Genomic DNA, 23,188 nt, shown 5'->3' on the forward strand with positions numbered 1-23,188 from the left:
GCTACTGAGCATTGACGAGCGCGCGGCCCATGCGCGATATGGCCTCGGTGAGAATGGCTTGCGAAGTAGCGAAATTCAGACGCACATGACCGGCTCCGCCGGTGCCGAAGACGTGGCCGGAGCTGAGCGCGACGCGGGCATGGTCGAGAAACCAGCGAGCCGGCCCGCTCAGATCGCTTACCACCGCAAGGCCGTCGGCGGCCTCGTCTTCGAAGCCAAGCTGTCGGCAGTCGAGCCAAGCGAGGTAAGTGCCCTGCGGGCCTTGATATTTCACCTCCGGAAGATGTTCAGCGACCAGGCCACCTAGCAACGCCCGGTTGGCGTCCAGGCCCTGCAGCAGCGTGTCGAGCCAGTCGTCGCCACTTCGGAATGCCTCGGCGTGCGCGATGAGGCCCAGGTGGCTCGGTCCGTGGCCGACCTCCTCGGGCATCCGGTGAAGATCTGCTGCCGCCTCGGGGCCGGCAATGGCCAGGGCCGCCTTCAGCCCGGAAAGGTTCCACGCCTTCGAGGCGGAAATCAGGGCGAACGCGTCCTCGGCGCCGGGGACGCTCAGGTAGGGAGTGAATCGCGATCCCGACAAGACCACCGGGGCGTGAATCTCGTCCGCCACCACCCGGACCCGCGACCGCCGGGCGCATTCGGCCACGCCGCGCAATTCGTCGAAGGTGTGCACCGTTCCCGTCGGGTTGTGCGGATTGCACAACAGGTACGCGACCTTTCGGCCCGATGCACGCCCACGCGTGAAGGCTTCCTCCAACGCGTCCAACGAAATTCGTCCCTCGGAATCAAGCGGCGCCTCGATCACTCGACGGCCGGCGTGCGATACGAAAGCGTAAAACGGCGCGTAGACCGGCGGGTTGACGACGACCGCGTCACCCTCGCCTGTGACAAGGCGCAGCGTCTCGACGATTCCGAGCATGACGTCCGGAACGATCGCTGTGCGGCCGACCTCGAGGTCGTGCCATTGCCAACGCCGCGAAGCGAATTCACCGACCGCCTCGGCGAGCGCGGTGCCCGACGGATAGCCGGTGTCGCCGATGTCGATGGCTCTACGCAAGGCGTCGGCAACGGTTGGTGGCAGCTGGACGTCAATCTCCGCAACCCACAACGGCAGCACGTCGGCAGGATGCGCGCGCCACTTCATGCTGGTGCGGAGCCGCAGCTGCTGCAGAGTGAGTTCCTCGAGTGGATTAAGCGTCACTCCCGCAGACTAAGCCGCGCATGCCGGGTGCGGACTCACCCGGTCGCAAACGCGCCCTTCGGGATGGTCAAGGGCAAGTCAACGGAACTCAACAGTCCGGGCTCCGCGGCAACGACATACGGCACGGCATTCACGACGCGCATAGCGGTGGCGACCATGGCGCCCGCTCCGGACGTCATATCCCCGACCCCGGCCTTGCGCGGATCCTTCAGCGTGGCTGCCAGGGTGCAGTCGATATCGGGGTCGCCAAAAATCTGAACGCGGTAGGACAGATCGCCGATCCCGGTTGGCCATTCGGGCGCGACGTCATGGGCGAGCCGGGTGATGTGCTCGATGACGATCGCTTCGCGGCCGTCGACCACGCCGGTCGCCCGCATGCGCAGCGCCCCGGCCGTGCCGGCCTCGACGGTGCCCATGGCGACCTCCAGCGTCCGGTTGGTCACCGCGCGGTCGAAATGCTCGCGGACTTCCTGGACTTCGACCCCGAGTGCGTCCCCGATCAACCGGATCTGCCCCGACCATTCGCCGGCGATGGCGCCGGCAAAGCCGATCCAGGGTTGGTAGTCCAGCGCCCGGCCGAAGCCCAGCGCGTCGCTCATGATGTCGGGAACGCCGTAGTCGTCGTACAGGCCGATCTCCCACGAGTGGATCTTCTCGATGGACGACGATTGGGTGGACAGCACCAACGGCAGGTAGTCGGCGGCGAAGCCCGGCTCAATGCCCGACGCGTACAGCGATACCTGGCCTTGTTTGGCCGCCGCGACCAGTTGGTCGCGCCACTCCGCGGGTTCGTAGGCGTGCGGATTGACCAGTCGCGTGGTGCTGGTCGTGACGACGTTGATCCCGGCTTCGAGCAGCCTGACATAGTCCGGGATTGCCAGCGCGTCGCGTTCCGGGCCGCTGGCCGCGTAAATCACGCAGTCGGGTTTCAGGGCGATCAGCGCGTCGGCGTCGTTGGTGGCTTTCAGACCGATCGGCTCACCGTTGGCGAGTTCGCCGGCGTCCTTGCCGTCCTTCTCGGGGGAGTGCACCCACACGCCGACCAGATCCAGATTGGGCCGCCGCTGGATGGCGCGGATCGCGATCGAGCCGATGCCGCCCGTCGCCCACACAACTACCCGCTGAGCCGTCATCTTGTTCCTCCTCAGTTGCGGACGCGATGAAAGCTGAGGCGGCCGTTGCCCTTACACCGACAGTTACCCAACGTTCGATTCGGAAGCTAACAGCCTTCAGCCTGTACGGTCAAGGGGTTAAGAGAGCAAGTACTATCCTAATGAACAAATCTTAGGTTAATCTGCGGGGTGTGCGGGTCGACCGGCGTTTTGCCCACCTCCGAGCGACAACTCGCTACTGGGTTGTCGCTGTGAGGCGGGCAAAACATCAAATCCCCAGAGCCGTTGTCGGCGGGCCTGATGTTCACCCTTAGGTTCGATATGCGCGCCCTGGCGTGGGCCGGGCCGGCCGCCGATCTTTATGCCGCGGCCATTGACATGTGCGCGTGGGCCGAGACCCGGGGTGCCGTACTCGCGGTGCTGTCCGAACACCACGGTGCCGACGACGGACATCTGCCCGCACCGCTGATGCTGGCCTCGGCGATCGCGGCCAGGACGAGCAGCCTGGCGATTCTGCTGGCCGCCGTGCCGATTCCGCTGTGGGATCCCGTCCGGCTCGCCGAAGAGATCAGCGTGCTGGACCTGATCAGCCGCGGACGGGTGTCATATGCGTTCGGCGTCGGACATCGAATTCAGGAATACGACCACTTCGGCATCGACATGAGCACGCGCGGCCGGGTCGCTGACGAGATGCTGACCGTGCTCGGCCCGCTGGTACGGGGTGACACCGTCGAATACCGGGGCCGCCAGGTTCGCGTCACCCCGCCGTGTGCGTCGCCCAACGGGCCGATGATGTTGATCGCCGGTGGCAGCAAGGCCGCGGCCCGGCGGGCCGGCGCCCACGGGCTGGGGTTCATCTCCCAGACCGCCTCGCCCGGCTTGAAGGAGTACTACGAGGCCCAGTGCCGTGCCCATGGACACGAACCCGGGGCCATTCAGTTTCCCCAACCAGGGGCTCCGACAGCCATTTTCGTCGCCGACAATGTCGACACCGCATGGGCTGAGCTTGGGCCGCACCTGTTGCACGATGCGAAGACAGCGGCGTCCTACCGGCCGCACGACGACTCGGTCGCCAGTATCACCCGTGCCGACAGTGTGGCCGCGCTTCGCGAAGGCAGCGGTCCCTACCGCATCTTCACGTCCGACGAGGCGACGGACTTTGTGCGCAGCGGACAAATCCTGCCGTTGCATCCGCTGTGCGGCGGCGTTGCACCCGATGTGGCGTGGCCGTATCTCGAGAGGGCCGCGGCCGCCGCCGCGCGAGCCCACGACCAATGAGGAGCGAGGCTGTGCCGACCCGACTACGTACCGTCGTGTGGTCTACCGGAGGCGTGGGGACGAACGCGATCGATGCCATCCGGCGTCGGCCGGACCTGGAACTCGTTGGCGTTTGGGTACATTCGCCGGACAAGGTCGGCAAGGACGCCGGCGAGCTGGCGGGCGGTGAGCCGCTGGGTGTGTCGGCCACCAATGATGCGGACGCACTGATCGCGCTGGCGCCCGACTGTGTGGTGTATGCGGCAAGTGGCCCCGAACGTGACGGCGCCGCCGTACCGGATTACCTGCGTCTGTTGACGGCGGGCATCAACGTCGTGTCGACGTCGTCGACGAGTTTGGTGTATCCGCCGTCGTACTTTGCGCCGCACTTGCGCGACGAGCTCGAGGCGGCGGCCAAGGCCGGCGGGGCGTCGTTCTACGTGTCGGGCATCTTTCCCGGCTTTGCCTCCGATCAGCTCGCGTTGCTGATGACGACACAGTCAAAGAGCATCTGTCGGATCACCGTCAGCGAGGTTGCGCTCAACGACCACTATCCGGTGGCCGACGTGATGATGGACGGGATGGGCTTTGGCCGGCCGCTGGATTTTGAACCGATGCTCAAGACGCCCGGCTTCATCGAAATGGCTTGGAAAGCACCGATATACCTCATCGCGGCGGGTCTCGGCGTTGAGGTGGACGAGGTGCGCGGTTCACTCGATCGTGAGTTGACCGACCGGGACATCGAGGTTGCGTTCGGCACGGTCAAAGCAGGCACCTGCGGTGCGGTACGCACCAGGGCGGCAGGGGTCGTCCATGGTCGCGAAGCCATCGTCATTGAGCACATCATCCGGATGGCCCGCGACGTCGCACCCGCGTGGCCGACGTCGGACTCCGATGCGACCTATCGGGTCGACATCGAAGGCGATCCCGACATTCACTGCGTGCTGACGTTGGGCGAAGCCGAAGGTCATGCGGCGGGGCACGCCGCGATGGCGTCCACGGCGATGCGGGTCGTCAATGCGATCCCGTACGTCGTCGATGCCGCCCCGGGCCTCTTGAGTTCGCTGGATATCCCAACTACTTTGCCGCGGCACGTGTTCGACTGATTTCGGGATGCTTCACGCTCCGCCGATAAACCGACGAATCCGGTCGGCCGTCCAGTGCGGGATTTCCAGCATTGGTGAATGGCCGGAATCGGCTGCCAGCTCGACAGTCACAGTGGGCACCGCCCGGTAGCGGTCAGCTGAACCCTCAGCGCGGTAAACCTGATCTTTCTCTCCAAACAGGACCAGAGTGCGCATCGGGAGGGATCTGAGTCGATCGTCTAGCGGCTGATCATCGACGTATCGCTCTTTTTCCCGCTGTGTGCCCCGGAAACACGAATGCTTGACTGCGCGCACGTCCCACACCGGCTGCTGGGGTGAGTCAAACGCTGAGGTTAACGGAAAGTCGGGGGCGAAAAACGTTGCCACTGCGGCACGGACAGCAGCATCGGGAAGGCTGCGGTAGAGGAGCGGACCAATCCCGGGCGCGCGCAGCAGGGTATTCACCGCGGACCCGTTAACAAGTGTGTAGTCAGGTCCCTCATTGATGATGACGAGATTTTGGGTCCTCAGGCCTTGTTCGACGGAGGAGATGGCTGTATCGCCCCCCAGGGAATGGCCGACAAGGGTCGCAGCTTGAACACCGAGCTGATCCAGCAGCGAGTTCAGTACTCGCGCCTGCTGCTCGGGCGCATACCCACTGTTGTTGTCGCTCGACGCCCCGTGCCCGATCAAGTCTGTGCGGATAACTCGAAAATCTTTGGCCAACAATGGTATCAAGCGGTCGAACCAATGCAATGAGCCGAGGAAGCCGTGCAGAAGAACGATCGACGGGGCATTCGGCGGTCCGTCCTCCCGCACATGGACTGTCTCGACGCCCACCGGAACCAAACGACCCACCGGACTTCGCGCGCTGAGATTTCCGGTTGCCTCATGCGAAGCTGGCATATCGAGAATTGTAGCGCCCACGGTTGTCCATGCCTTGGGACCTGTTGCAGCACACCGATTAATCAGACCGATCAGCACAATCGGCAAAGCCGCGTCATCGCTTCGAGATCGCGACCGCCGTCACAGCCAGCAGTGCCAAGTTCAATACGATCATCCCCGGTTCGCGCCGGCGCGCGTGTACCGCTGCTGCACCTAGCATGACGATAATCAATCCCGCTGTCCCCACCTTTACCGCCGACGGCGACGAAATCTTGAGCACCGGGGGTACGAGCATGGCCAGACCGCCCGTAATCTCCGTTAAGCCCACGAATATCACTGTGCCCGAGCTGAAGTCGTTGACCCATCCCGAACCCTGCAGTGCCAGGATCCGTTTGGGGACGACCAACTTTACGGCGCCGGATGCGGCGAAGACTAGGGCCACCCCAATGCTGACAACCCAGAAAGCCACGTCGACTTCTACGTTCGCGCTGGTCATTTGGTTCATCCACGGGAAAACCTGTTGTACGGCGACGACGACGAACCTGCAACGTGATCGGCATCGCTCTGCCTCAAGCAACACGGTGAGCTGCGGTAAGAGCCGCGGCCACCTTGCAAGGAGGATGGCGGTCCTGGCAGCGGAGGCCGTGTCGAAGACACCATGGAGTCGAGCCAGGGAACCACGGCTCGTGCGGCGGCCGGGGCCGGTCGGGTCACGAGCAACGACCTGCTAGTTCAGTAATCCGTCAACTAGGTCCGTCGCCGATGGGTGATGGGCTGCCAAAAAGGGAGCGTGAACACGATGATTTCTACCGCGGCGGCGGCGGCCCTTCTCACTGCAGGTTTGGGTGTCATCGGTTTGGGGGCGGCGCCGGTACCGGCCGCGCCAGGAGTGTTCCCGGAGTACCACTGGTGTCCTGGTGAGGCGTGGAATCCAGGGTGGGGATTTAACTGGAACGGCGGTCATTGTCACGATGACTCCTACAACGACGGTGATCTGCACGACTCAGGCCACTGGCACGGCCAGGGCCCTTGGCACCCCTGACGAACACGTTGGATCTCCGGATGACCCCCGGTAGCCGCTTTAGGGGCTAGGGAGTTAAACCTCACGGCGCGTTGCATTGAGCGTTGACGCAGCTCGCGGGCCGCACGTACGGTACGTGCACAAAGATTAGCCCGTCTAGGAGTCGCCGTGTACACGTTGCGCTTTGATATGCGTGCCCCGTCCTGGGGTGCGCCCGCCACCGCGCTGTACGCCGCGGTGCCCGAGATGTGCGCCTGGGCCGAAGATCACGGCGGCCTGGCCGCCGTGCTGTGCGAGCACCATGGGTCTGAGGACGGCTACCTACCGTCGCCGATGATCCTGGCGCCGGCGATTGCGGCGCGCACGCAGCGGTTGGCGATGAACCTGATTCTGATTCTGCCGTTCTATGACCCGGTGCGGCTGGCCGAGGACATGTCGGTCCTCGACATCATCAGCGGTGGGCGGGCCATCTACACGCTGGCTCTTGGGTATCGGCCCGAGGAGTACGAGCACTTCGGCTTGGCCATCAAAAAGCGTGGCCGGATTGCCGACGAGAAGCTGGGGCTGTTGCGCCGACTGCTGGCCGAAGGAACCGTCGAAGAAGACGGGCGCCGGATCAACGTGACGCCCGCGCCGCTGACCGCGGGCGGTCCGTCGATGATGTGGGGCGGCGGCACGTTGGCGGCGGCCCGTCGGGCCGGCAGGTACGGCCTGGGCATGCTGGGTAACGCCAACGCCCCCGGCATTCGCGAGGCTTACGAGGAGGCGTGCCGCGAGCACGGTCATGAGCCCGGGACGACGATGTTTCCCAGCCGCGACACCCCGTCGGTCGTGTTCGTCGCCGACGACGTGGATCAGGCGTGGAAAGAGATCGGCGAGCACCTGCTGCACGACGTGCGAACCTATGCCGCATGGAATCCGGGGGACGAGACGACGGCCGGCTTCAGCCACGTGAAAACCGTCGAGGAGCTCCGTGACAACCCTTCCTCACACGTGATTATCTCTGTCCCCGAAGCGGTTTCGCGGGTTAAAGCGGGTCAGATGCTGAACCTGTCGCCGTTGTGCGGCGGGCTGCCACCGGAAATCGCATGGCCGTACCTCAAGCGCGTCGGCGAAGTCGTGCTGCCGCAGGCTCTGTCGTAACGACCCTACTTGGGTTGGTTCGGCACACCGGGGTACAACTGCTCCGTCGGCCCCACCGTCACCAGACCGGCGAGTTTCGTCATGAGATGGGGCGCGAAGACCGCGCCGTATAACAGGTTTCCGAAGACGATCACGGTGACGACGGACAGCACCGACGATTGCACGCGACTCTTCGTTCTTTTGTCAGCCCACGCCTCAACGATATTTCGTCCCTCGGAATCGGTCCGCCCCAGCAGATAGGTGAAGACCATCATCTGGATGCCCATGGCGAGGGAGTCGTAGAGCGGGTACTGGTGCTTGGTCCCCTCGAAGATGGCGAGGCCCGGAATCACGTAGCCGTAGTAGAAGTTGCCGAGCTGGGCCCCCGTGAAGGCGTTGAAAAACAACGCCCAGCTGACACCGACGGCGAGGCCGACCAAGAGGAGGGTGATTGGCCTGCGCCAGCCGAACTTTGCGCTCAGCCAACGTCCGAGGGCGGCGCCGGTCAGGCCGGGAATCACGAAGTAGGAGACGTAGCCGATGGGCACCGAGGAAGGCAGCCCGCCCCAGGTGACGTTCATCGGCCACCACGACGGCATGCGGGGCAGCGCGGGCGGAAATTGGGCGTACATCGCCCAGTCGTATGGTGACTCGATCCAGGAGAACGAGATCGCCGCGAGGCTGAGCAGCAGCAGGGGGTGGATGCGCCGGCGACGGTAGCTCAGATAGATCCCGACGAGCAGGAACACGGTGCTACTGGCGTAGGCAAAGTACATCGCTCCCGCCATTGCGGGCGTCATTTGGGTGTTCACTGCTGGCTCTCTTCGCCCGGCCCGCGGCGAGCCTCGGGGTCGAAGCGAAGTACCAGCCCGAAAATCAAGGCGATCAGCCCGAACAGTGTGCCGAGCATGATGACAGCGCCCATGGTGCCACCCTCCGATGCGTGTGCTTGTTTAAGATAGTGGATACTATCCTCTTTAGGTAGTGGATACTATCCCCAAGATGGTCGGCCGTAAGGCTGTTTGGGAGGAGTGGATATCGGTGCCCCAGCGAGCAATTAAGCAGCCGATACCGGCGACGGTCGCGCGTCGTCCGCGCGGTGAGCCGCGCCGACTGCTGCTCGATGCCGCCCGGACGCTCTTCGCCGGTCAGGACTATCGCAGCACCACCACGCGCGAGATCGCCCAGGCCGCCGGCGTCACCGAACACCTGCTATTCCGCAACTTCGGTTCGAAGGCAGCGCTGTTCCGCGAGGCGCTCGTGGTGCCCTTCGTGAGCTTTGTCGACGAATTCGGCCGCACCTGGCAATCGTTGGTCCCCGAGGAGACCGACGAGCAGGAGCTGACGCGGCTTTTTGTGTCGCGGCTCTACGACGTGTTCGTCGAGCACCAGGGTCTGCTACTGACGCTGATGGCATCCGAGACTCTCAGCGACGAGGAACAAGCTGACGCCGGTATTGCCGAGATCCGGCGGGCGATAACGGTGCTGGGTCAGATCAGTGTTGAAGGTATGCAGTTGCGGGGGCTGCGGTCGGACCATCCCGATCTGCCTGCGCATTCGACGGTGTCGATGATCGCGGGCATGGCCGCTTTGCGTTCGACTTACTTCGGCAACAAACAACCGCCCAGGGAGGTGATCGTTGAGGAACTCGTTCAGGCCCTCTTGCACGGCTTCTTGCACCGAAACGACTGACTTAGGGATCCGACGATGACAAGCCCCAGCGCCGTTGAGTTGTATTACGACCCATTCGATGTCGAGATCGACTCGGACCCGTATCCGGTGTGGAAGCGGATGCGTGAGGAAGCGCCGTTGTACTACAACGAAAAGTACAACTTCTACGCGCTGAGTCGCTACGTTGACGTGGCGCGTGAATTGCATAACTGGGAGACGTATCGGTCCGGTCGCGGGACCACCGCTGACATCCTATTCGCGAATATCGAAGTGCCACCCGGCATTCTGCTGTTCGAAGACCCCCCGTTGCACGATCTGCATCGCAAACTGCTGTCCCGGGTCTTCACGCCCCGGCGCATGTTGGCGGTAGAGGAGATGGTGCGTGGATTCTGTGTCCGCGAGCTTGATCCTCTGGTTGGCGAGCGTGGATTCGATTTCATCGCCAACCTTGGCGCGATGATGCCGATGCGCACCATCGGATACCTGTTGGGCATCCCCGAAGAAGATCAAGAGAAGATCCGGGACCGCAGCGTCGCCAACATCGAGATGACCAAGGACAGCGACCCCGCCGAGGTCGATGCGAATGTTTTTGCGAGTTCCATTGCGCTGTTCGCCGAGTACATCGAATGGCGGGCCAGTCATCCATCCGATGACCTGATGACCGAACTGCTGCGGGCCGAGGTCGACGAGCCCGACGGCACGAAGCGCCCGCTGTCACGCACCGAGGTGCTGTCCTACACCGCGATGATCGCGGGCGCCGGCAACGAAACCACCGCTCGCTTAATCGGTTTCATGGGACAACTGTTGTCGGATCATCCGGATCAACGGCGCGAACTTGCCGCCGACCCGTCGCTGATCCCCGGCGCGATCGAGGAGACCCTGCGCTACGAACCGCCGTCGCCGGTGCAGGCACGCTATGTCGCCAAAGAGGCCGAGCTCTATGGTCGCGTGCTTCCCGAGGGGTCGTACATGCTGTTGCTGAATGCATCGGGCAACCGCGACGAAAGCCAGTTCACGGATCCTGATCGCTACGACATCCACCGCGGCGGCAGCCACCTCAGCTTCGGGCAGGGGCTGCATTTCTGCTTGGGCTCGGCGCTGGCCCGGCTGGAAGCTCGGGTGGCCTTTGAGGAAGTGTTGAAGCGCTGGCCCGACTGGGAAGTCGACTATGCCAACGCCCAACGAGCGCACACCGCGAGCGTGCGCGGGTGGGCACGCTTGCCTGTCGTCGTGGGGTGAAGCAGACGGCGATCATGCCCTCGCCGGGCGCAACATGCCCGAGGCGATGACCGCGAACACCATCCACGCGGCCGCATAGCCGAAGGCAACCGCGGGCGAGGCGACCGTATAAAGCACGCCAGCGACGATCGTCGCAACCACGTCGCCGGTGGCCTGGACGGCACCCAGAACGCCGAATCCGCTGCCGCGCAAGCGATCCGGCAGTAGCTGGGACACCAAGGCCGATTGGGTCGGCTCGGCAAGTCCGATGCCCGCCCCGGCCAGCGCGAAGCCGAATGCGATGACCAGCGCACTGTGCGTGCCGGCGGCAAAGACCAGGTAGCCAAGTACGTAGACGGCCGCACCGGTGGCGAATACCGCGCGTGGCCCGGTCCGGTCATACCATCGCCCCGCGGCCAGTGACGCCGCCGTCGCTACCGCATTGTGGGCCGCGTATATCAGGATCGCCAGCGACGTCGCCGCGGTCACTGTCCGTTGCGGCGAGGTAAGCAACTCGGTAGACCGCAGGATCAGCAGAGTCGTTGCGACATTGCCGAATTCGAACAGCGCCACCGGCAGCAGCGCCCTGAGCATGCCCGCATCGCGCAGCGCGCCGAACTCGAATCGCCGCCTGACCGGACGGTCGCCGGCCTGGTTCCGGCGACGGGCTTCGCGGGCGGCGATCAGGATCGCTACGGCCGCGAACAAACCCGGAATCGCGGCCAGGCAGAGGGCGGGCCGAATGCCCAGCCACGCCACCAGCCCGGCCGCCAGCAGCGGGCCCACCACCGCGCCGAGGTTGTCGCCGGCGCGCTCGAGCCCGAATGTTCTGCCGCGCGCCCACTCTGGGCTCAGGGACGCCAGCAAGGCGTCGCGCGAGGGCGACCGCACGCCGCGAGACATCCAGGCCAGCGCGCGAAAGACGCCGGCCTGCCATACCGTGACCGTCACGCCGATCAGTCCGGTCGCCACGGCCGTGGCCAGGTAACCGCCGGACGCGATCCGTCCGCGCCGTTCGGGGTTGTTCGCAGCTGGTCCGCCGACCAGCTTCATGACGCCGATGAGCGCTTCGCTGAGTCCGTCGATGATGCCGAGCGCCGCCGCGGACGCCCCCAAGGTGCCAGTGAGGAAGGAAGGTAGCACCGAGGTGGTCACTTCGTGGCCCGCGTCGGAGAAGAAGCTTGTCGCTCCGACGGCTCCAACGCCGCGAGTCAGCCAGCGTCGGTCTGCAGAATCTGCGGTCACACCGTGACATAACCATGGTTCGGCAAAACCGGCGAGCGTAATGCTTAGAGAATGCTTTGATCGACGAGAACCGCGCCGTCGGGCTGGTGCCCGAGTGTCTGCAGCGAAATGTCCTCGTCTTGGACAGTGAGACGAACGATCTGGGCTAATTGCCGGGGAGCGTCGCACTGAACATAGTGATCGGCGCCCGGCACCACCCAGTAGCGGTTTCGACCGGGCTTTTCCTTGAGATATGTCTGCCAGACGTGGTTGGGGACGCGCAGCGGCGCGATGTTGTCGTGCAGTCCCCACACCACGGTGGTGTTCACCTGGCTGTTGGAAAGCGCCTCAAGCCAACTGGTTTCGTCCGCGGCGCGCTCGTTCAGATACTGGATCGTGTCGGGTAGCACCCGGATTCCGTCGTTGTGCGCAAAGCTTTTGGCCAGCGCGGCGATTTCGGGGTCCGTCAATTTTCTTCTCGGCATGAAGGTACTGGCGCCCATGCCGGCCGCCAGGGTCTCCGGTGTGGTCGCTTCCGCGGTGGCTCGACCTGTTTCCGGGTCGAGCAGCGCGGTCTGGAACAGCGTGAGATTCGCCAGTGGGAGATAGATGTTGGCGTTCGTCAAGATGAGGTCGAGCGGGACCGCCGGCGGGTCCAGCGCCGCCAACATGCCCAGCACGACCATGCCGACACTGCTGCCGCGATCATGGGTGAGCATTCGAAATCCGGTCAGCTTCCACACGTCGGTGATCGCGTGCACGAGCAGCCGTGCGTCGTCGTACAGCGAATAGACGTAGGGCTCCGGTGGCTTGTCGGACATTCCGTAACCCGGAAAGTCCAACAGGTAAATGTCGAAATCGGAGCTCAGTTCATGCGCCAACTCGAAGTAGTCGATGCTCGACGTCGGAAAGCCGTGCACAAGCACGAGTGGCGGTGCCCCGGGTGTGCCGCAGCGGCGGCTGAACACCGCGACTTCCTGCCCACTGTTGGCGGCGGTAGTCGACCGCCAGCGAAGTTCGATACTGCCTTGTTGCCACTCCGCGAAGATGTCCAAGCTGCCAGCATCTCAGAGGCGAGCGTCGTTAGACAACCAGCGTTTGGCCAAGCGGGTGTTCACGGGCAGGTCAGGTGTATCCCGAACGTGACTTGTCGCATACCGCTTTGGCCGGGTGTCGTCCCCTGACCGCTGCCGGTGATCGTGTAACTCTTGCCCTCTTTGGTGACCACCACCTGGTTCGCGGATTGGGTCGGTTGATAAGGCAGCTGGTACTCACCGTTTCCGAGCTTGAGTGAAATCGAAAAGCCGTCAACGTTCGGCGGTCTTTCGTCAGACACGGCGAATGACACCGACGCTGAATCGTCGTGGACGCTGATGCGCGTCGTCAGATCTCCCGACTCCGGTGGCGTTGCCTTCGGTGCTGAGGCCGCACTAGTGCAGTCCACTTTCGAGGTCATCGTGTGCGAGTGCTGGTCCAGCATGACGGTTGTGCTCGAGGGAGCGGGACTCGAGCTCGCGGGCGATGCGGGTCCACCACCCTTGCTGGAACAGCCCGTCAGACCGGCCACCAACACGACTATGCCGAGCCCGGCAACACGGAGGCCGAGTCGCCGCCGAGCGTCCGGATTCTTCATCGCAGGTCCTCCCAGAAGGTCGCCCGGGCCGTTGCGGGTGCGCACCGCCCCGTGCCCACCGTAGCCGCGGGAAGGCGCTGTACAGCACGCGCATCGAGTTACGGCCAAGCTTCCCAACTGATCATGGTGCGCAGCGGACCGGCGAATACGGGTCGCACCGCCTGCGATCGCCAGCGCTCTTCGACGAGCGGGGCCAAGGCGGCCGTCGTGGCGAGTGGGTCGTCGTCGAGGTAAACGACGGTGATGTATTGGTGATCGGTTCGCCAACCGCGGGGTAGATGACTCCATCCGGTGCTCGAACCGAATGTCCATGCGCCCGCGGTGCCGGGTGTGGCGAGCAGGGCCGGAAAGTGTTCGGCGTGCAGCCATTGCAACCATTCGTTCGAGCGGCCATCGGTGGGGTCTTCCACGATCAACAGGATTCCGCGGTGCGGCCGGAACGGCACCACCTCAGCCGAAATGAGCGCGTGCGGCGAGGAGTGCCACTGCAGTAGGCGTAGCCCCGCGATTTGCAGTAGCGGCCGGGCGACGGGAAAGCGACCGTTCTCGCGCAGTGCGCGCCCAAGTGTCACGAAGTCGTCGAAGGTTTGTTCAACGGGGTCACGGACCAGGTAATGCACGACATTGCCGATCTCACCCAGCGGCCCGTCGGCCGCAAGACGATGGTCGCGGTAGTCACCGTCTGCGATCCAGCGCAACCCGTGCACGATGCCGGGGAGTTGGAATTGCTCGGGCATGTGGTCGAGCAGGTGCCAACGCAGATAACCGCTTTCATCGTCGGCTGGTTCGGTGAGGCTGAAAATACCTGCCCTGACTGGGATCACGCGGAGTCTGCACCGTCAGGTGGGTGAAGTTCGGCGAGGGCCTGCAGGTTTTCCAGGTAATGCTGCAGCGAGGTATGAGTGAACACGGCCCTGACGTTGGTGACGCCGTGCGCGGCGCTATCGGCGAGGATGTCGCGGGTGCGTTCGGGTTCATTGATCGGATCCAGTAGTGCCGGCGCCATTACCACCTCGAACCCGGTCGGAAGGTCGAAGCGGCTCAGCCATTCTCGGGCCTGCTGCAGCGTCACACTGAAAGGGGCCCACCCGTCGGCCAGGGTCGCGGCCCGGCGCAGCGACCGCAGCGTGCGCCCACCAACCCAGATCGGGACGTGCTCCTGGATCGCGCACGGGTCGACGACCATGCCGCCGAACGAATAGAACTCGCCGTGGTAGGCGGGTTCGGGAACCGACAGCGACGCCCGCAGCGCTCGGAGCGCGTCGTCGCCGCGCGGTCCGCGGTCGTCGAAGGGAGCGCCGAGGAGGTCGAATTCTTCCCTGAGACGGCCCACACCGACCCCCAGAATGAGCCGGCCATTACTGATCTTGTCCAGCGTGCCGAAGCGCTTGGCGATCTCCAGCGGGTGGTGATAGGCGAGCACCAGCACGTTGGTGGCCAACCTTATTCGCTGGGTGCGTGCGGCCAGGTAGCTCAGCGTCGCCAGCGGATCCCAGTACCGGTTGCGCTCCTGCCCGGCTGCCGGCAGCGCAATGTGTTCGCTACAGGTCAGGTGGTGGTAGCCCAGCCGGTCTGCGGTTTCGGCGATCTGAGTCAGGTCCTCGATCGAGGCGTCCAGCTCCCAGCTGCCGCTCTGGGGCAGCGTGATCACCACTGGCGTTGACACCGACAGCTTTGCGCGCGGGGTGCTCATCCCTGCATGTACCCTCCGGCGTCGACAGGGATCGATTGCCCTGTGATGGTTCGGCTCTCGTCGCTGGCCAGGAACAACGCCAGGTTGGCGACATCGTCAGGTGAGGAAATGTCCTGTAATGCGACGCCTTTGAGAGACTTCGCGCGCAAGTCCGCGATGTCAATCCCCTGTTCGTCGGCGGTGCGTTGCAGCCATCGGTGAAACAGCTCGGTGTCGATGACGCCCGGCACGATGCAATTGCAGCGGATGCCGTGCGGACCGACCTCTAGCGCAACGGATTTAGTGAACGCGCGAAGTGATGCCTTCGCGGTGACGTAGTGGGTCTTGCGGACCATCCCGGTGTATCCGACGGTGGAGGAGAAGTTCAGGATGACGCCGCGGCGGCGTTGCAGCATCGACTGGTTGAGCACTTCGCGGGTGCACAGCATCGCGGCGGTGACGTCGATGGCGATCGTGGCGTTCCAGTTGTCGAGCGTCTGCTCCCAGATCCAGCGGTCCTGTCCTGGTGCGGCGGCGTTGTTGCACAGGATGTCGACGTGTCCGAACTCGGCGACCGCGCGTGCCACCATGGCGGCCACGTCATCCTCGTTGGTGACGTCGGCTCGTATCGCGATGGCGCCGTTCCCGGCGGCCGCTGCGGCTTCGCGGACCAGCTCTTCGCGTCGGGCGGCGAGCAGCACTCGGGCCCCTTCGCGGGCGAACACCGAGCCCAGTACCGGTCCCAGGCCGGTGCTCGCCCCGGTGATGATCGCCACCTTGCCCGCTAACCGGTCCGTCATTACGCAGATATTACTCAGCGGATGTTTGGTTGCGGCGGCCCGATACCGGGTAGATTCTAACGATGCTCGAATTGCTTTCGAACAATGATCGAATCTGACGGGGGAGTGATGTTGTGGTAGCCACGGGGAATCAGGTCGCGACGCTGACCGGTGCGCGCCGCGCGTACGGCGGACTCGATCGCGACGAGGTGGTGGTCGCCTTGCGTGATCTGGCGCGGCGCGTGGGCGTGCAGCGCGTGACGATGCGCGAGCTCGCCGTCGAACTCGGAGCCGCCGTGCCCTCGGTGTACTACCACGTTCCGAGTAAGCAGGCGGCTCTCGAGCTGGTCGCCGAGTCGATACTCGCGGAGATCCCGCTACCCGAAACCGGACCGTGGGACACCAGGCTCACCGACCTCTACTGTGCTGCCAGGGAAATAATCCTGGGTGTTCCCGGCGTCGCCGGCATCCTGCAAAACAGCGTCGGGAATGAGCCTGCCCGTCGGCTCGATCGGCACAGCCGCTCCCTGCTCGTTGAGGCGGGACTCGCGAAAGGGGCTGCAGCGGCGGCTCATACGGTTTTGTACACGTATCTGCTGGGCTCGATAGCTCTGGAAGAAACACGCGCCGCTGCCGCCACACCCCGCGCCAGACGCCAGACCGCGACCCACTTTCGCGCCGGACTGGATGTGGTCGTTGCCGGAATCAAGTCAACCTCGCGGGAGGACGAGTGAGCCGATGAACATTCCGAAGCCCAATGTGTTGGGATCCCTGGTCGTCGAGAACCAGCAGACGGCTTCCGATCGCGATGCCGCGGCGGTGCTCGACCCCGACACGTTTGTCCACGGTGCCCCGTTCGACGCGTTAACCCGGTTGCGGGCCGATGCACCGGTGCACCCGGTGCAGTTACCCGGGCTACCCAAAGCGTGGCTGCTGACAAAGCATGCCGACGTGCGACTCGTCAGCCGCGATACCGACACCTTCACCAGCAGCAAGGGCAACACGTTGGTCGAGGTCGAGGCGGGCCCGAACTCGGCGCTGCTGCCCGGTATCGACCCGCCACGTCACGTCCATTACCGCAAGCTGATCAACCAGGGCTTCACCGTGCGCAATGTGCAGCGACTGGAACCGCGAATGCGGAAAGTCGCCCGCGACATCGTCGCCGACATCACCGCCAAGGGCGAATTCGACGCCGTGCCAGACATTTCGGCGGAGATGTCGCTGCAGGTGATCGCGGACGTGCTCGGGGTGCCCGCCGAAGACCGGATGGAGGTCTTCCGGTGGAGCAACGCCATCGGAAGCCTGGGCATCGAAGACCCCGACTATGCTCCGACCCCGGAAGCCCTTGGGCAGGCTGCCGCCGAAATGTTCTCCTACTGCGGTGAATTGGTGAAACATCGGCGCAAGCACGGGCTCACCGACGACATTCTGTCGGCGTTGCTGGCCGCCGAGGTCGACGGCGAAAAGCTCAACCGCGACCAGCTGAACGAGTTCTTCCTGTTGCTGGCGATTGCCGGCAATGAAACCACCCGCAATACGTTGAGCCACGGCATCTTGGCGCTATCCGAACACCCCGAGCAACAGGCCCTGCTCGCCCGCGACGCCGACGCCGTCAAGCCCGCGGTGGAGGAGCTGCTGCGCTGGGCAACGCCGGTGATGCACTTTCGTCGTACCGTCACCCGCGACGTCGATATCCGCGGGCAACACATCCCCGCCGGTGACTGGGTACTGCTGCACTATCTGTCGGCGAATCGCGACGAGGAGGTGTTCGATCGCGCCGACGAGTTCGACGTCACCCGCCCCGACGCCGGTCACGCCGCATTCGGTGGCGGGGGAGTGCACTTCTGTCTCGGCGCTCAGCTGGCCCGTCTGGAACTGCGTGTCCTGCTCGAAGAGCTGTACCCGAATGTGCCGGGCCTGACGGTCACTGGGCCTCCCGTCCGGCTACGCTCCTCGTTCTTCCACGGCATCAAACGTCTGCCCTGTAGTACCGGGTGACTCACCGGGCGAGGTCACGCTTTTCCAGCCACGAATGAATTCTTTCGGCCACAGCGGCCCAGCCGGGGTCGAGCATCATGTCGTGGCTCATTTTCGGGAAGAATTCTGCTTCGGTCCGGTATGCCGTTGCGGTCGAATGGACTTCCCGTTGCGTGAAGCAGAAGTCGTCTTCGGCCCCGAGAACCAACAGCGGGGCGGTGACAAGCTTTGGCTTGGGCAAGTTCAGCCACAACATGTCGAGTGCGATTTTGAACGCATACTCCTCGTCAAGCAGCGCGGTGTAGCGCGCCACGTCGGCGTCGGGAGCCAATGCCGAGAAGAAAGACTCGCGGGCCAATTCGGGCGTACCGCCAATACCGCGCAATGATCGCGTTCTGGCCAGGGCTGCCCCGGTGAGCCACGGGTGGCGTTTGAACCGGCGCAGCAAGAATCCGGTAATCCCGCTCGGGGGTGCGGAGGCGAGCAGGACAGCGGCCGGAGTGTCGTGCGATTCCAGATACTTTTGCACCACGAAGCCGCCCAGGGAGTGGCCGACCACGACCGGTGGTTCGGGAAGGCTGTTGGCAACCGATGCGACGTCGTCCACGAAGTCCGCGATTGAACACAACCGCATGAACTTTGGTGCAGAGCTGTTTCCGTGGCCGCGAAGGCTCAGCGCCAACGTCCGATAGCCCTTTTCGGCGAAGAAATCCAAGAAATATTCGTCCCAGCACCAGGCTCCGTGCCAGGCGCCATGCACGAACAGCACCGGCGGTTTTGCAGAATCGCGGCCCGGTCCCTTGTCGATCACCTCAAGCATGGGCAAACTCCTTTGTCGCGCGCTGAGACTAGCCCGTGGCCACCCCTAGCGAGGTAAGAAGGACGATACTGGCAGAGCGCCGCCGAACCCGAGGAGTTGCCCGACGTGACGGTGGATTCATCCGAACAGCGCACACTGGTCCTGACGGCCTTTCCCGCCGAGGCCGATGCGATGCTGTCCCACACCGCGCTGGATCCCAATCCGGTGGTGGTCGCCGAGCGTCGGCATTTCTATCTCGGCTCGGTCCGCGGCAGAAAAGTCATCGTGGCGATGACCGGCATCGGCATGGTCAACGCCACCAGGTTCACCGAGACCGCGTTAGCCCGTTTCCCCAGTGGTATTGACGCAGTGGTGTTTTCGGGTGTCGCCGGCGGTGCCGGGCGGACCGGTCTCGCCGATGTGGCCGTACCGGCGCGCTGGACACAGGACAACGGCACGACATTCCACCCGGTCGATCCCGGCATGCTGGCCGCTGCCGAGAACCTTGCCGTCGCACTGAAAAGCATCAGAGCCAGCTGGCACCAGCCGCAACTGGTGTGCGGCGGCGACGGCTGCAGTTACGACAACAACAACGGGCAAGCATTCCCGTGTATCCCCCACGGCGGCAAAGTGTTTGGTTGCCAGCCCCGAAAGGCGCCCGACCGCTCATTTTTCTACACCGGTAACTTCTTCCAGGCAGCGTGGCCGTGGCTGAAGCACGGTCTGATCAGTAACGCGAAGATCGTGTCGTCCGCGGATCCGGCCTTCGACGCGACGGACAACGAGACCGCGGCGGTCCAGGCCGTCGCCGACGCGCATGGCGTCCCGTTCCTCGGTATCCGCGGCATGTCGGACGGGCCGGGTGATCCGCTTCACCTGCCCGGCTTCCCGTTTCAATTCTTCGTCTACCAGAAGGTCGCCGCGGCCAACGCCGCGCGAGTGACGGCGGCCTTTCTGCAGAACTGGTCCGGAGTGTGACGTGCTCGCTATTCGGGGCCGCGCGCGACGGCGTGGCTCGGATCCGCAGACCACTCGGACCACGACCCCGGATACAGCGCCGCCTCGCGACCCATCGCCGCCAGCGCGGCGATCGCGATGGTGGCGGTAACTCCTGAGCCGCAGTAGGCGCCCAACGGGCCTGCCTGGTCGAGGCCGCGGTCGGCCAACTGCTGGGCGAGCGCGTAGTCACCCAAAAATGTGCCATCGGCCGCCAGGACGGAACCGCTGGGCAGGTTCCGCGCACCGGGGATGTGACCGGCCACCGCGTCGACAGGCTCAACGTCGCCGCGATAGCGTTCCGGTGCTCGCGCATCGAGCAGCGTCACGGCGCCCGCGCCGGCTTGTTCGGCCGTCAGGGTGGGCCGAGCTCCGGCATACAAATCATCATGCGGCACAGTCACATTCCCCGCCTGCGGGGTGACCGGACCCGTCTCGAGGGTTCGCCCGGCCGACCGCCACGCGCTCAGTCCGCCGTCCAGGATGCGTACCTTTGAGAGCCCAGCCGCGGTCAATACCCACCATGCCCGAGCAGAACCGGCACGATTCCAGTCGTCGTAGACCACGACCAGCGAGTCTTGCCGAATACCCCAGCGACGCGCCAAGGCCTCAAGGCTTCGCCCCGACGGCAACGGGTGACGGCCACGGCCGGCGACGGTGTGATCGCTGAGGTCCTCGTCGAGTGACACATACACCGCACCGGGTAGGTGACCTTCCAGATACGCCGGTTGACCGTCGGGCTCATCGAGTCGCCAACGGACGTCCAATATGGTCAGCGGATCGCCGGCCTCGATCAGGTCGGCCAGCTCCGTGGCGGTGATCAGCACTTGGTCGCGCGCTTCCACCGGCTCACCTCCTTGTTGTCTGTAACGAGCCTAGCCGCCTGATGGAAAGCGTTTCCGCGCAGCAAAGGGCGGCGTAATCTCCCGGGTAGGGGCCGAGCAAACAGGGAGTCGGCGTGGGTGGTGCATCGTGATGCGACGGGTTCTCACGGGGTGTCTCGTGGCGGGCGTCGCACTCGCTGCCGTCACGGCGATCCCGGCCAATGCGATGCCAAATACGCAATGCACGTTAGTGACACCCGTGCGGGAAGTGCACAGCATTTCTGAACTGCCGCCGACGCTCCTGAAACTGTTCCCGTCGATCGCGGACGTCGGTGCACCGTTCAACGCCACGGATGCGGTCAACGATCCGAGCCTGCCGTTCCGGCGGCTGATCCGTGCCGGTAATCGGGACGCGGACTGGTTCGTCTGGTACGAGCACGGTGGTGCCGGGTATTTCTGGCAAGCGGTGGTGGCGCGCGTCCTACCGGGTGGCGCGCCGACGGTGCTGGCGAACGCGGGAACCATTACCGACACACTGTGCAGTCTCACCGATGGCGCCTTCGCCGGCCACGTTCCGCCATATCCGCCGGGCGCTTGGGTCGCCTCCGACTTCTAGCGCCGACAACGAAGGTATGCCAACGGGTTTCGGGCCTATGCGGTGTGCTCGGAATCGTCTTCCGGTCCGCCGATGATGGGCCCTAACGTCGCCAGCATGCCGGCTGCGGCCCGCTGCCAGGTGAAGTTCTCCGCGCGGCGCCGCGCGCAGGTCCGGCGGTGATATTCGGGCAGGCTGATGACTGTGCCGACCGCCCTGGCGATGTCCTCGGGGTGGTTGTCGGCCGAGGCGCCGCTGTCCGGCGTGATGATCTCGGTGAGCGCGGAGGTGCGGGAAACCACCGCAGGTGTCCCGCATGCCAGCGATTCCAGCGCGGCCAACCCGAACGTTTCGTGCGGCCCCGGTGCCAGCGTGACATCCGCGGAAGCCAGCAGTCCGGCGACGGTGTGCCGGTTGGTGATGAACCCGGTGAAGTCGATGGGTAGCCGGGCGGCCTGTCGCTGCAGCTTGGCTCGCATCGGCCCTTCGCCCATGACGACCAGTCGGGCATCGACGCCGGAATCGCACAACGCGGCCAGCGCGTCGATGCTGCGGTCGACTCGCTTCTCCACCGACAACCGGCCGCAGTGGACCAGCAGGAGCTGCTGAGGGGTGGCCCATTCCCGACGAAGCAGGGGAGAGTGCCGGCTCGGATGGAAGGTCTTCAGGTCCACGCCCAGGGGCACGGTGACAACGTTCGTTGCACCGATGCGGTCGAATTCCTCGCGCGCGAATCCGGTGGTACACACCACGGTGTCGTAGTCGGCGGCGGTGCGGCTGTTAGCAAAGTCGGCGAGGCTACGCGCCGGTCGGCCCGGAAGTACTTGGCCGGCAAGGCGATCCAGACGCTCATGCGAGATCATCACCGTCGTGGCGCCGTGTTCGCGGCCCCACCGCCCCAGTGATCTGAGCGTGAGCCGGTCGGAGACTTCCAAGGCGTCGGGTTGCAGGGCTTCCAGCAGCGCCTTGACCGGACCCGGCATCACCGCGCGGTAGCCGCCGGTGAAGGGAATCAACCACGCCGGCATGGTGATTCGCACCACACCCGTCGGCAACAGGGCGCGTTCTGCACGCGGACCGGGAACGATCAAAAACACGTCGTGCCCGCTCGCGCAGTATTCCGCACCCAATCGATCCACCGCGGTGCGAAGGCCGCCGGACCGAGGGCCGTAGAAATTCGCGACCTGTACAACGCGCATAAGCAGAGGACACGCGGCGCTTGTGTGCAGTCAACGATGCAGACCTGACGCATGCCTTAACAGTCCATGAATTCCCCTGATTAACAGCCGTCTTCGCTTCGCTGGCCGCCTTCAGCTTTGCTGATCCGCTCGGAGAGGCCGTCTCCGGAAAGCTGCGCATCGAGAAACCCGCCGGAGGTCGGCAAGCTCAGATGCAATTGTGAGGCACCGCTGACCGCGGCCTGGCCCTCCTCGAGGGTGAAGTCGAGAACATGGCCCCCGCCAGTGCGCTCACTGTTGAGGAAGTGCAGGTGGTATCCGGCCACGGAAATGCCCTGTTGGAATTGTGGGGTCCGGAATCCGACCAGAACCCCGGTCACATCGGTGAATCGTTGTTCGGCCTGGCCTTCGGTCGCTTCCGTCAGCGTCGGATAGGGCCGCTGTTGCTCCATCACCGTGCGGGTGCGCAGCTCGGAAAAGCGCCCAGTGACCCGGATCGCATAGATCAGGTTGGCGCTTTTGATCTGGTGGTCGATCGCGCTGAGTACCTCCGCCTGGCGGGTGGGGGTTTGGATGCCAATGTCGAAATCGGTGTGAAATCGGGTCACCGCAGCGAACGGAGTGCGGTCGGTTGGCGCTGCGCGAGTGGCGGTTCCGTCAGCACGCAAGCGGTAGCAAATGTCGTCGAGGATGACCATCTCGCCGTCGAGGTGGTTGAAGGTGCCCAGACCGAAGTCGCCGTGGCGCAGGATCTCGGCGACGGTGACGTCGCCGTCGTAGACGCCCTCGAGGAGGGCGCTGATCGTCGAAAACTGGTAGACCTCGTTGTCGCGGCCTGCTTCCTCCTGTTGGCGGGTGTGCTGGTGTGCGAGAAGTGTTGCGGCCCAGTGGCGAAAGTGGTCGTACGCGTCCGATCTGCTGCTCATGGTGTTTGGCCTT

The 23,188-nt window shown here is 64.5% G+C and carries 25 protein-coding genes; 10 read left to right on the forward strand and 15 right to left on the reverse strand.

The window, feature by feature from the left end:
• Position 1: 1 nt before the first annotated feature.
• Entirely contained in the window at positions 2-1,201 is a 1,200-nt protein-coding gene (locus tag ACTXG5_RS16005) for a MalY/PatB family protein (RefSeq protein WP_445159738.1), read from the reverse strand.
• Between the two features lie 35 nt (positions 1,202-1,236).
• Positions 1,237-2,334, reverse strand: a complete 1,098-nt coding sequence (locus ACTXG5_RS16010; protein ID WP_445159739.1) for an NAD(P)H-dependent amine dehydrogenase family protein — start codon at positions 2,332-2,334, stop codon at positions 1,237-1,239.
• A gap of 279 nt (positions 2,335-2,613) precedes the next feature.
• Between ACTXG5_RS16010 and ACTXG5_RS16015 the strand changes: the two genes are divergently transcribed.
• Together ACTXG5_RS16015 and ACTXG5_RS16020 are read left to right on the forward strand one after the other, a co-directional pair.
• Positions 2,614-3,591 (forward strand): LLM class flavin-dependent oxidoreductase, encoded by a 978-nt coding sequence (locus ACTXG5_RS16015; protein WP_445159740.1) that lies wholly within the window; start codon positions 2,614-2,616, stop codon positions 3,589-3,591.
• Complete coding sequence (locus ACTXG5_RS16020; RefSeq protein ID WP_445159741.1) at positions 3,588-4,676, forward strand: NAD(P)H-dependent amine dehydrogenase family protein; 1,089 nt, start codon at positions 3,588-3,590, stop codon at positions 4,674-4,676. Before ACTXG5_RS16015 ends, ACTXG5_RS16020 begins: the two co-directional genes overlap by 4 nt.
• 12 nt (positions 4,677-4,688) lie before the next feature.
• Here the strand turns inward: ACTXG5_RS16020 and ACTXG5_RS16025 are convergent, their stop codons facing one another.
• Both ACTXG5_RS16025 and ACTXG5_RS16030 read right to left on the reverse strand, forming a co-directional pair.
• Entirely contained in the window at positions 4,689-5,561 is an 873-nt protein-coding gene (locus tag ACTXG5_RS16025; protein ID WP_445159742.1) for an alpha/beta fold hydrolase, read from the reverse strand.
• A 94-nt stretch (positions 5,562-5,655) separates the two neighbouring features.
• Positions 5,656-6,036 carry a DoxX family protein gene (locus ACTXG5_RS16030; RefSeq protein WP_445159743.1) on the reverse strand — a complete coding sequence of 127 codons (381 nt, stop codon included), beginning with the start codon at positions 6,034-6,036 and terminating at the stop codon, positions 5,656-5,658.
• 303 nt (positions 6,037-6,339) lie between these two features.
• Here ACTXG5_RS16030 and ACTXG5_RS16035 point away from each other — a divergent pair, with 303 nt between their 5' ends.
• Together ACTXG5_RS16035 and ACTXG5_RS16040 are read left to right on the forward strand one after the other, a co-directional pair.
• Positions 6,340-6,582, forward strand: coding sequence for a hypothetical protein (locus ACTXG5_RS16035; RefSeq protein ID WP_445159744.1), 243 nt, complete (start codon positions 6,340-6,342; stop codon positions 6,580-6,582).
• Between the two features lie 147 nt (positions 6,583-6,729).
• Positions 6,730-7,704, forward strand: a complete 975-nt coding sequence (locus ACTXG5_RS16040) for an LLM class flavin-dependent oxidoreductase (RefSeq protein ID WP_445159745.1) — start codon at positions 6,730-6,732, stop codon at positions 7,702-7,704.
• A gap of 5 nt (positions 7,705-7,709) precedes the next feature.
• Here the strand turns inward: ACTXG5_RS16040 and ACTXG5_RS16045 are convergent, their stop codons facing one another.
• A complete protein-coding gene (locus ACTXG5_RS16045; protein WP_445159746.1) occupies positions 7,710-8,495 on the reverse strand; it encodes a spirocyclase AveC family protein in 786 nt (261 codons plus the stop codon).
• Between the two features lie 190 nt (positions 8,496-8,685).
• Between ACTXG5_RS16045 and ACTXG5_RS16050 the strand changes: the two genes are divergently transcribed.
• Positions 8,686-9,375 (forward strand): TetR/AcrR family transcriptional regulator, encoded by a 690-nt coding sequence (locus tag ACTXG5_RS16050; RefSeq protein WP_445159747.1) that lies wholly within the window; start codon positions 8,686-8,688, stop codon positions 9,373-9,375.
• Between the two features lie 15 nt (positions 9,376-9,390).
• Positions 9,391-10,593: a cytochrome P450 gene (locus ACTXG5_RS16055; RefSeq protein ID WP_445159748.1), complete on the forward strand. Its 1,203-nt coding sequence runs from the start codon at positions 9,391-9,393 to the stop codon at positions 10,591-10,593.
• A gap of 12 nt (positions 10,594-10,605) precedes the next feature.
• Here the strand turns inward: ACTXG5_RS16055 and ACTXG5_RS16060 are convergent, their stop codons facing one another.
• The 6 genes from ACTXG5_RS16060 to ACTXG5_RS16085 all read right to left on the reverse strand — a co-directional run bounded on the left by ACTXG5_RS16060 (position 10,606) and on the right by ACTXG5_RS16085 (position 15,901).
• Positions 10,606-11,817 (reverse strand): MFS transporter, encoded by a 1,212-nt coding sequence (locus ACTXG5_RS16060; protein ID WP_445159749.1) that lies wholly within the window; start codon positions 11,815-11,817, stop codon positions 10,606-10,608.
• A gap of 44 nt (positions 11,818-11,861) precedes the next feature.
• Positions 11,862-12,851, reverse strand: a complete 990-nt coding sequence (locus tag ACTXG5_RS16065) for an alpha/beta fold hydrolase (RefSeq protein WP_445159750.1) — start codon at positions 12,849-12,851, stop codon at positions 11,862-11,864.
• A gap of 59 nt (positions 12,852-12,910) precedes the next feature.
• Positions 12,911-13,429, reverse strand: coding sequence for a lipoprotein LpqH (locus ACTXG5_RS16070; RefSeq protein WP_445159751.1), 519 nt, complete (start codon positions 13,427-13,429; stop codon positions 12,911-12,913).
• Between the two features lie 98 nt (positions 13,430-13,527).
• Positions 13,528-14,250, reverse strand: a complete 723-nt coding sequence (locus tag ACTXG5_RS16075) for a hypothetical protein (protein ID WP_445164447.1) — start codon at positions 14,248-14,250, stop codon at positions 13,528-13,530.
• Positions 14,250-15,122: an LLM class F420-dependent oxidoreductase gene (locus tag ACTXG5_RS16080; RefSeq protein WP_445159752.1), complete on the reverse strand. Its 873-nt coding sequence runs from the start codon at positions 15,120-15,122 to the stop codon at positions 14,250-14,252. Before ACTXG5_RS16080 ends, ACTXG5_RS16075 begins: the two co-directional genes overlap by 1 nt.
• A complete protein-coding gene (locus tag ACTXG5_RS16085) occupies positions 15,119-15,901 on the reverse strand; it encodes an SDR family NAD(P)-dependent oxidoreductase (RefSeq protein WP_445159753.1) in 783 nt (260 codons plus the stop codon). The genes ACTXG5_RS16080 and ACTXG5_RS16085 overlap by 4 nt, the downstream gene beginning before the upstream one ends.
• A gap of 113 nt (positions 15,902-16,014) precedes the next feature.
• Here ACTXG5_RS16085 and ACTXG5_RS16090 point away from each other — a divergent pair, with 113 nt between their 5' ends.
• Positions 16,015-16,614, forward strand: a complete 600-nt coding sequence (locus ACTXG5_RS16090) for a TetR/AcrR family transcriptional regulator (RefSeq protein WP_445159754.1) — start codon at positions 16,015-16,017, stop codon at positions 16,612-16,614.
• Between the two features lie 4 nt (positions 16,615-16,618).
• Complete coding sequence (locus tag ACTXG5_RS16095; RefSeq protein ID WP_445159755.1) at positions 16,619-17,878, forward strand: cytochrome P450; 1,260 nt, start codon at positions 16,619-16,621, stop codon at positions 17,876-17,878.
• A gap of 1 nt (position 17,879) precedes the next feature.
• Here the strand turns inward: ACTXG5_RS16095 and ACTXG5_RS16100 are convergent, their stop codons facing one another.
• Positions 17,880-18,677 (reverse strand): alpha/beta hydrolase, encoded by a 798-nt coding sequence (locus ACTXG5_RS16100; RefSeq protein ID WP_445159756.1) that lies wholly within the window; start codon positions 18,675-18,677, stop codon positions 17,880-17,882.
• A 105-nt stretch (positions 18,678-18,782) separates the two neighbouring features.
• Here ACTXG5_RS16100 and ACTXG5_RS16105 point away from each other — a divergent pair, with 105 nt between their 5' ends.
• Positions 18,783-19,634 (forward strand): 5'-methylthioadenosine/S-adenosylhomocysteine nucleosidase family protein, encoded by an 852-nt coding sequence (locus ACTXG5_RS16105; protein ID WP_445159757.1) that lies wholly within the window; start codon positions 18,783-18,785, stop codon positions 19,632-19,634.
• An 8-nt stretch (positions 19,635-19,642) separates the two neighbouring features.
• On the opposite strand, the gene ACTXG5_RS16110 is transcribed toward ACTXG5_RS16105, so the two are convergent.
• A complete protein-coding gene (locus tag ACTXG5_RS16110; RefSeq protein WP_445159758.1) occupies positions 19,643-20,497 on the reverse strand; it encodes a sulfurtransferase in 855 nt (284 codons plus the stop codon).
• 157 nt (positions 20,498-20,654) lie between these two features.
• On the opposite strand from ACTXG5_RS16110, the gene ACTXG5_RS16115 reads away from it, so the two are divergent.
• Positions 20,655-21,092 (forward strand): hypothetical protein, encoded by a 438-nt coding sequence (locus tag ACTXG5_RS16115; protein WP_445159759.1) that lies wholly within the window; start codon positions 20,655-20,657, stop codon positions 21,090-21,092.
• A gap of 35 nt (positions 21,093-21,127) precedes the next feature.
• Here the strand turns inward: ACTXG5_RS16115 and ACTXG5_RS16120 are convergent, their stop codons facing one another.
• Both ACTXG5_RS16120 and budA read right to left on the reverse strand, forming a co-directional pair.
• Positions 21,128-22,270, reverse strand: coding sequence for a glycosyltransferase (locus ACTXG5_RS16120; RefSeq protein WP_445159760.1), 1,143 nt, complete (start codon positions 22,268-22,270; stop codon positions 21,128-21,130).
• An 80-nt stretch (positions 22,271-22,350) separates the two neighbouring features.
• A complete protein-coding gene (budA, locus tag ACTXG5_RS16125; protein WP_445159761.1) occupies positions 22,351-23,175 on the reverse strand; it encodes an acetolactate decarboxylase in 825 nt (274 codons plus the stop codon).
• Positions 23,176-23,188: the final 13 nt, after the last annotated feature.

It is taken from the genome of Mycobacterium sp. Dal123C01 (genome assembly GCF_052566995.1).

What these genes read in the sequence shown, in the direction of transcription:
- ACTXG5_RS16010 (WP_445159739.1), bottom strand. Translation starts at nt 2,334, where the DNA reads ATGACGGCTCAGCGGGTAGTTGTGTGGGCGACGGGCGGCATCGGCTCG.
- ACTXG5_RS16015 (WP_445159740.1), top strand. Translation starts at nt 2,614, where the DNA reads ATGTTCACCCTTAGGTTCGATATGCGCGCCCTGGCGTGGGCCGGGCCG.
- ACTXG5_RS16020 (WP_445159741.1), top strand. Translation starts at nt 3,588, where the DNA reads ATGAGGAGCGAGGCTGTGCCGACCCGACTACGTACCGTCGTGTGGTCT.
- ACTXG5_RS16025 (WP_445159742.1), bottom strand. Translation starts at nt 5,561, where the DNA reads ATGCCAGCTTCGCATGAGGCAACCGGAAATCTCAGCGCGCGAAGTCCG.
- ACTXG5_RS16030 (WP_445159743.1), bottom strand. Translation starts at nt 6,036, where the DNA reads ATGACCAGCGCGAACGTAGAAGTCGACGTGGCTTTCTGGGTTGTCAGC.
- ACTXG5_RS16035 (WP_445159744.1), top strand. Translation starts at nt 6,340, where the DNA reads ATGATTTCTACCGCGGCGGCGGCGGCCCTTCTCACTGCAGGTTTGGGT.
- ACTXG5_RS16050 (WP_445159747.1), top strand. Translation starts at nt 8,686, where the DNA reads ATGGTCGGCCGTAAGGCTGTTTGGGAGGAGTGGATATCGGTGCCCCAG.
- ACTXG5_RS16055 (WP_445159748.1), top strand. Translation starts at nt 9,391, where the DNA reads ATGACAAGCCCCAGCGCCGTTGAGTTGTATTACGACCCATTCGATGTC.
- ACTXG5_RS16070 (WP_445159751.1), bottom strand. Translation starts at nt 13,429, where the DNA reads ATGAAGAATCCGGACGCTCGGCGGCGACTCGGCCTCCGTGTTGCCGGG.
- ACTXG5_RS16080 (WP_445159752.1), bottom strand. Translation starts at nt 15,122, where the DNA reads ATGAGCACCCCGCGCGCAAAGCTGTCGGTGTCAACGCCAGTGGTGATC.
- ACTXG5_RS16085 (WP_445159753.1), bottom strand. Translation starts at nt 15,901, where the DNA reads ATGACGGACCGGTTAGCGGGCAAGGTGGCGATCATCACCGGGGCGAGC.
- ACTXG5_RS16095 (WP_445159755.1), top strand. Translation starts at nt 16,619, where the DNA reads ATGAACATTCCGAAGCCCAATGTGTTGGGATCCCTGGTCGTCGAGAAC.
- ACTXG5_RS16100 (WP_445159756.1), bottom strand. Translation starts at nt 18,677, where the DNA reads ATGCTTGAGGTGATCGACAAGGGACCGGGCCGCGATTCTGCAAAACCG.
- ACTXG5_RS16120 (WP_445159760.1), bottom strand. Translation starts at nt 22,270, where the DNA reads ATGCGCGTTGTACAGGTCGCGAATTTCTACGGCCCTCGGTCCGGCGGC.
- budA (WP_445159761.1), bottom strand. Translation starts at nt 23,175, where the DNA reads ATGAGCAGCAGATCGGACGCGTACGACCACTTTCGCCACTGGGCCGCA.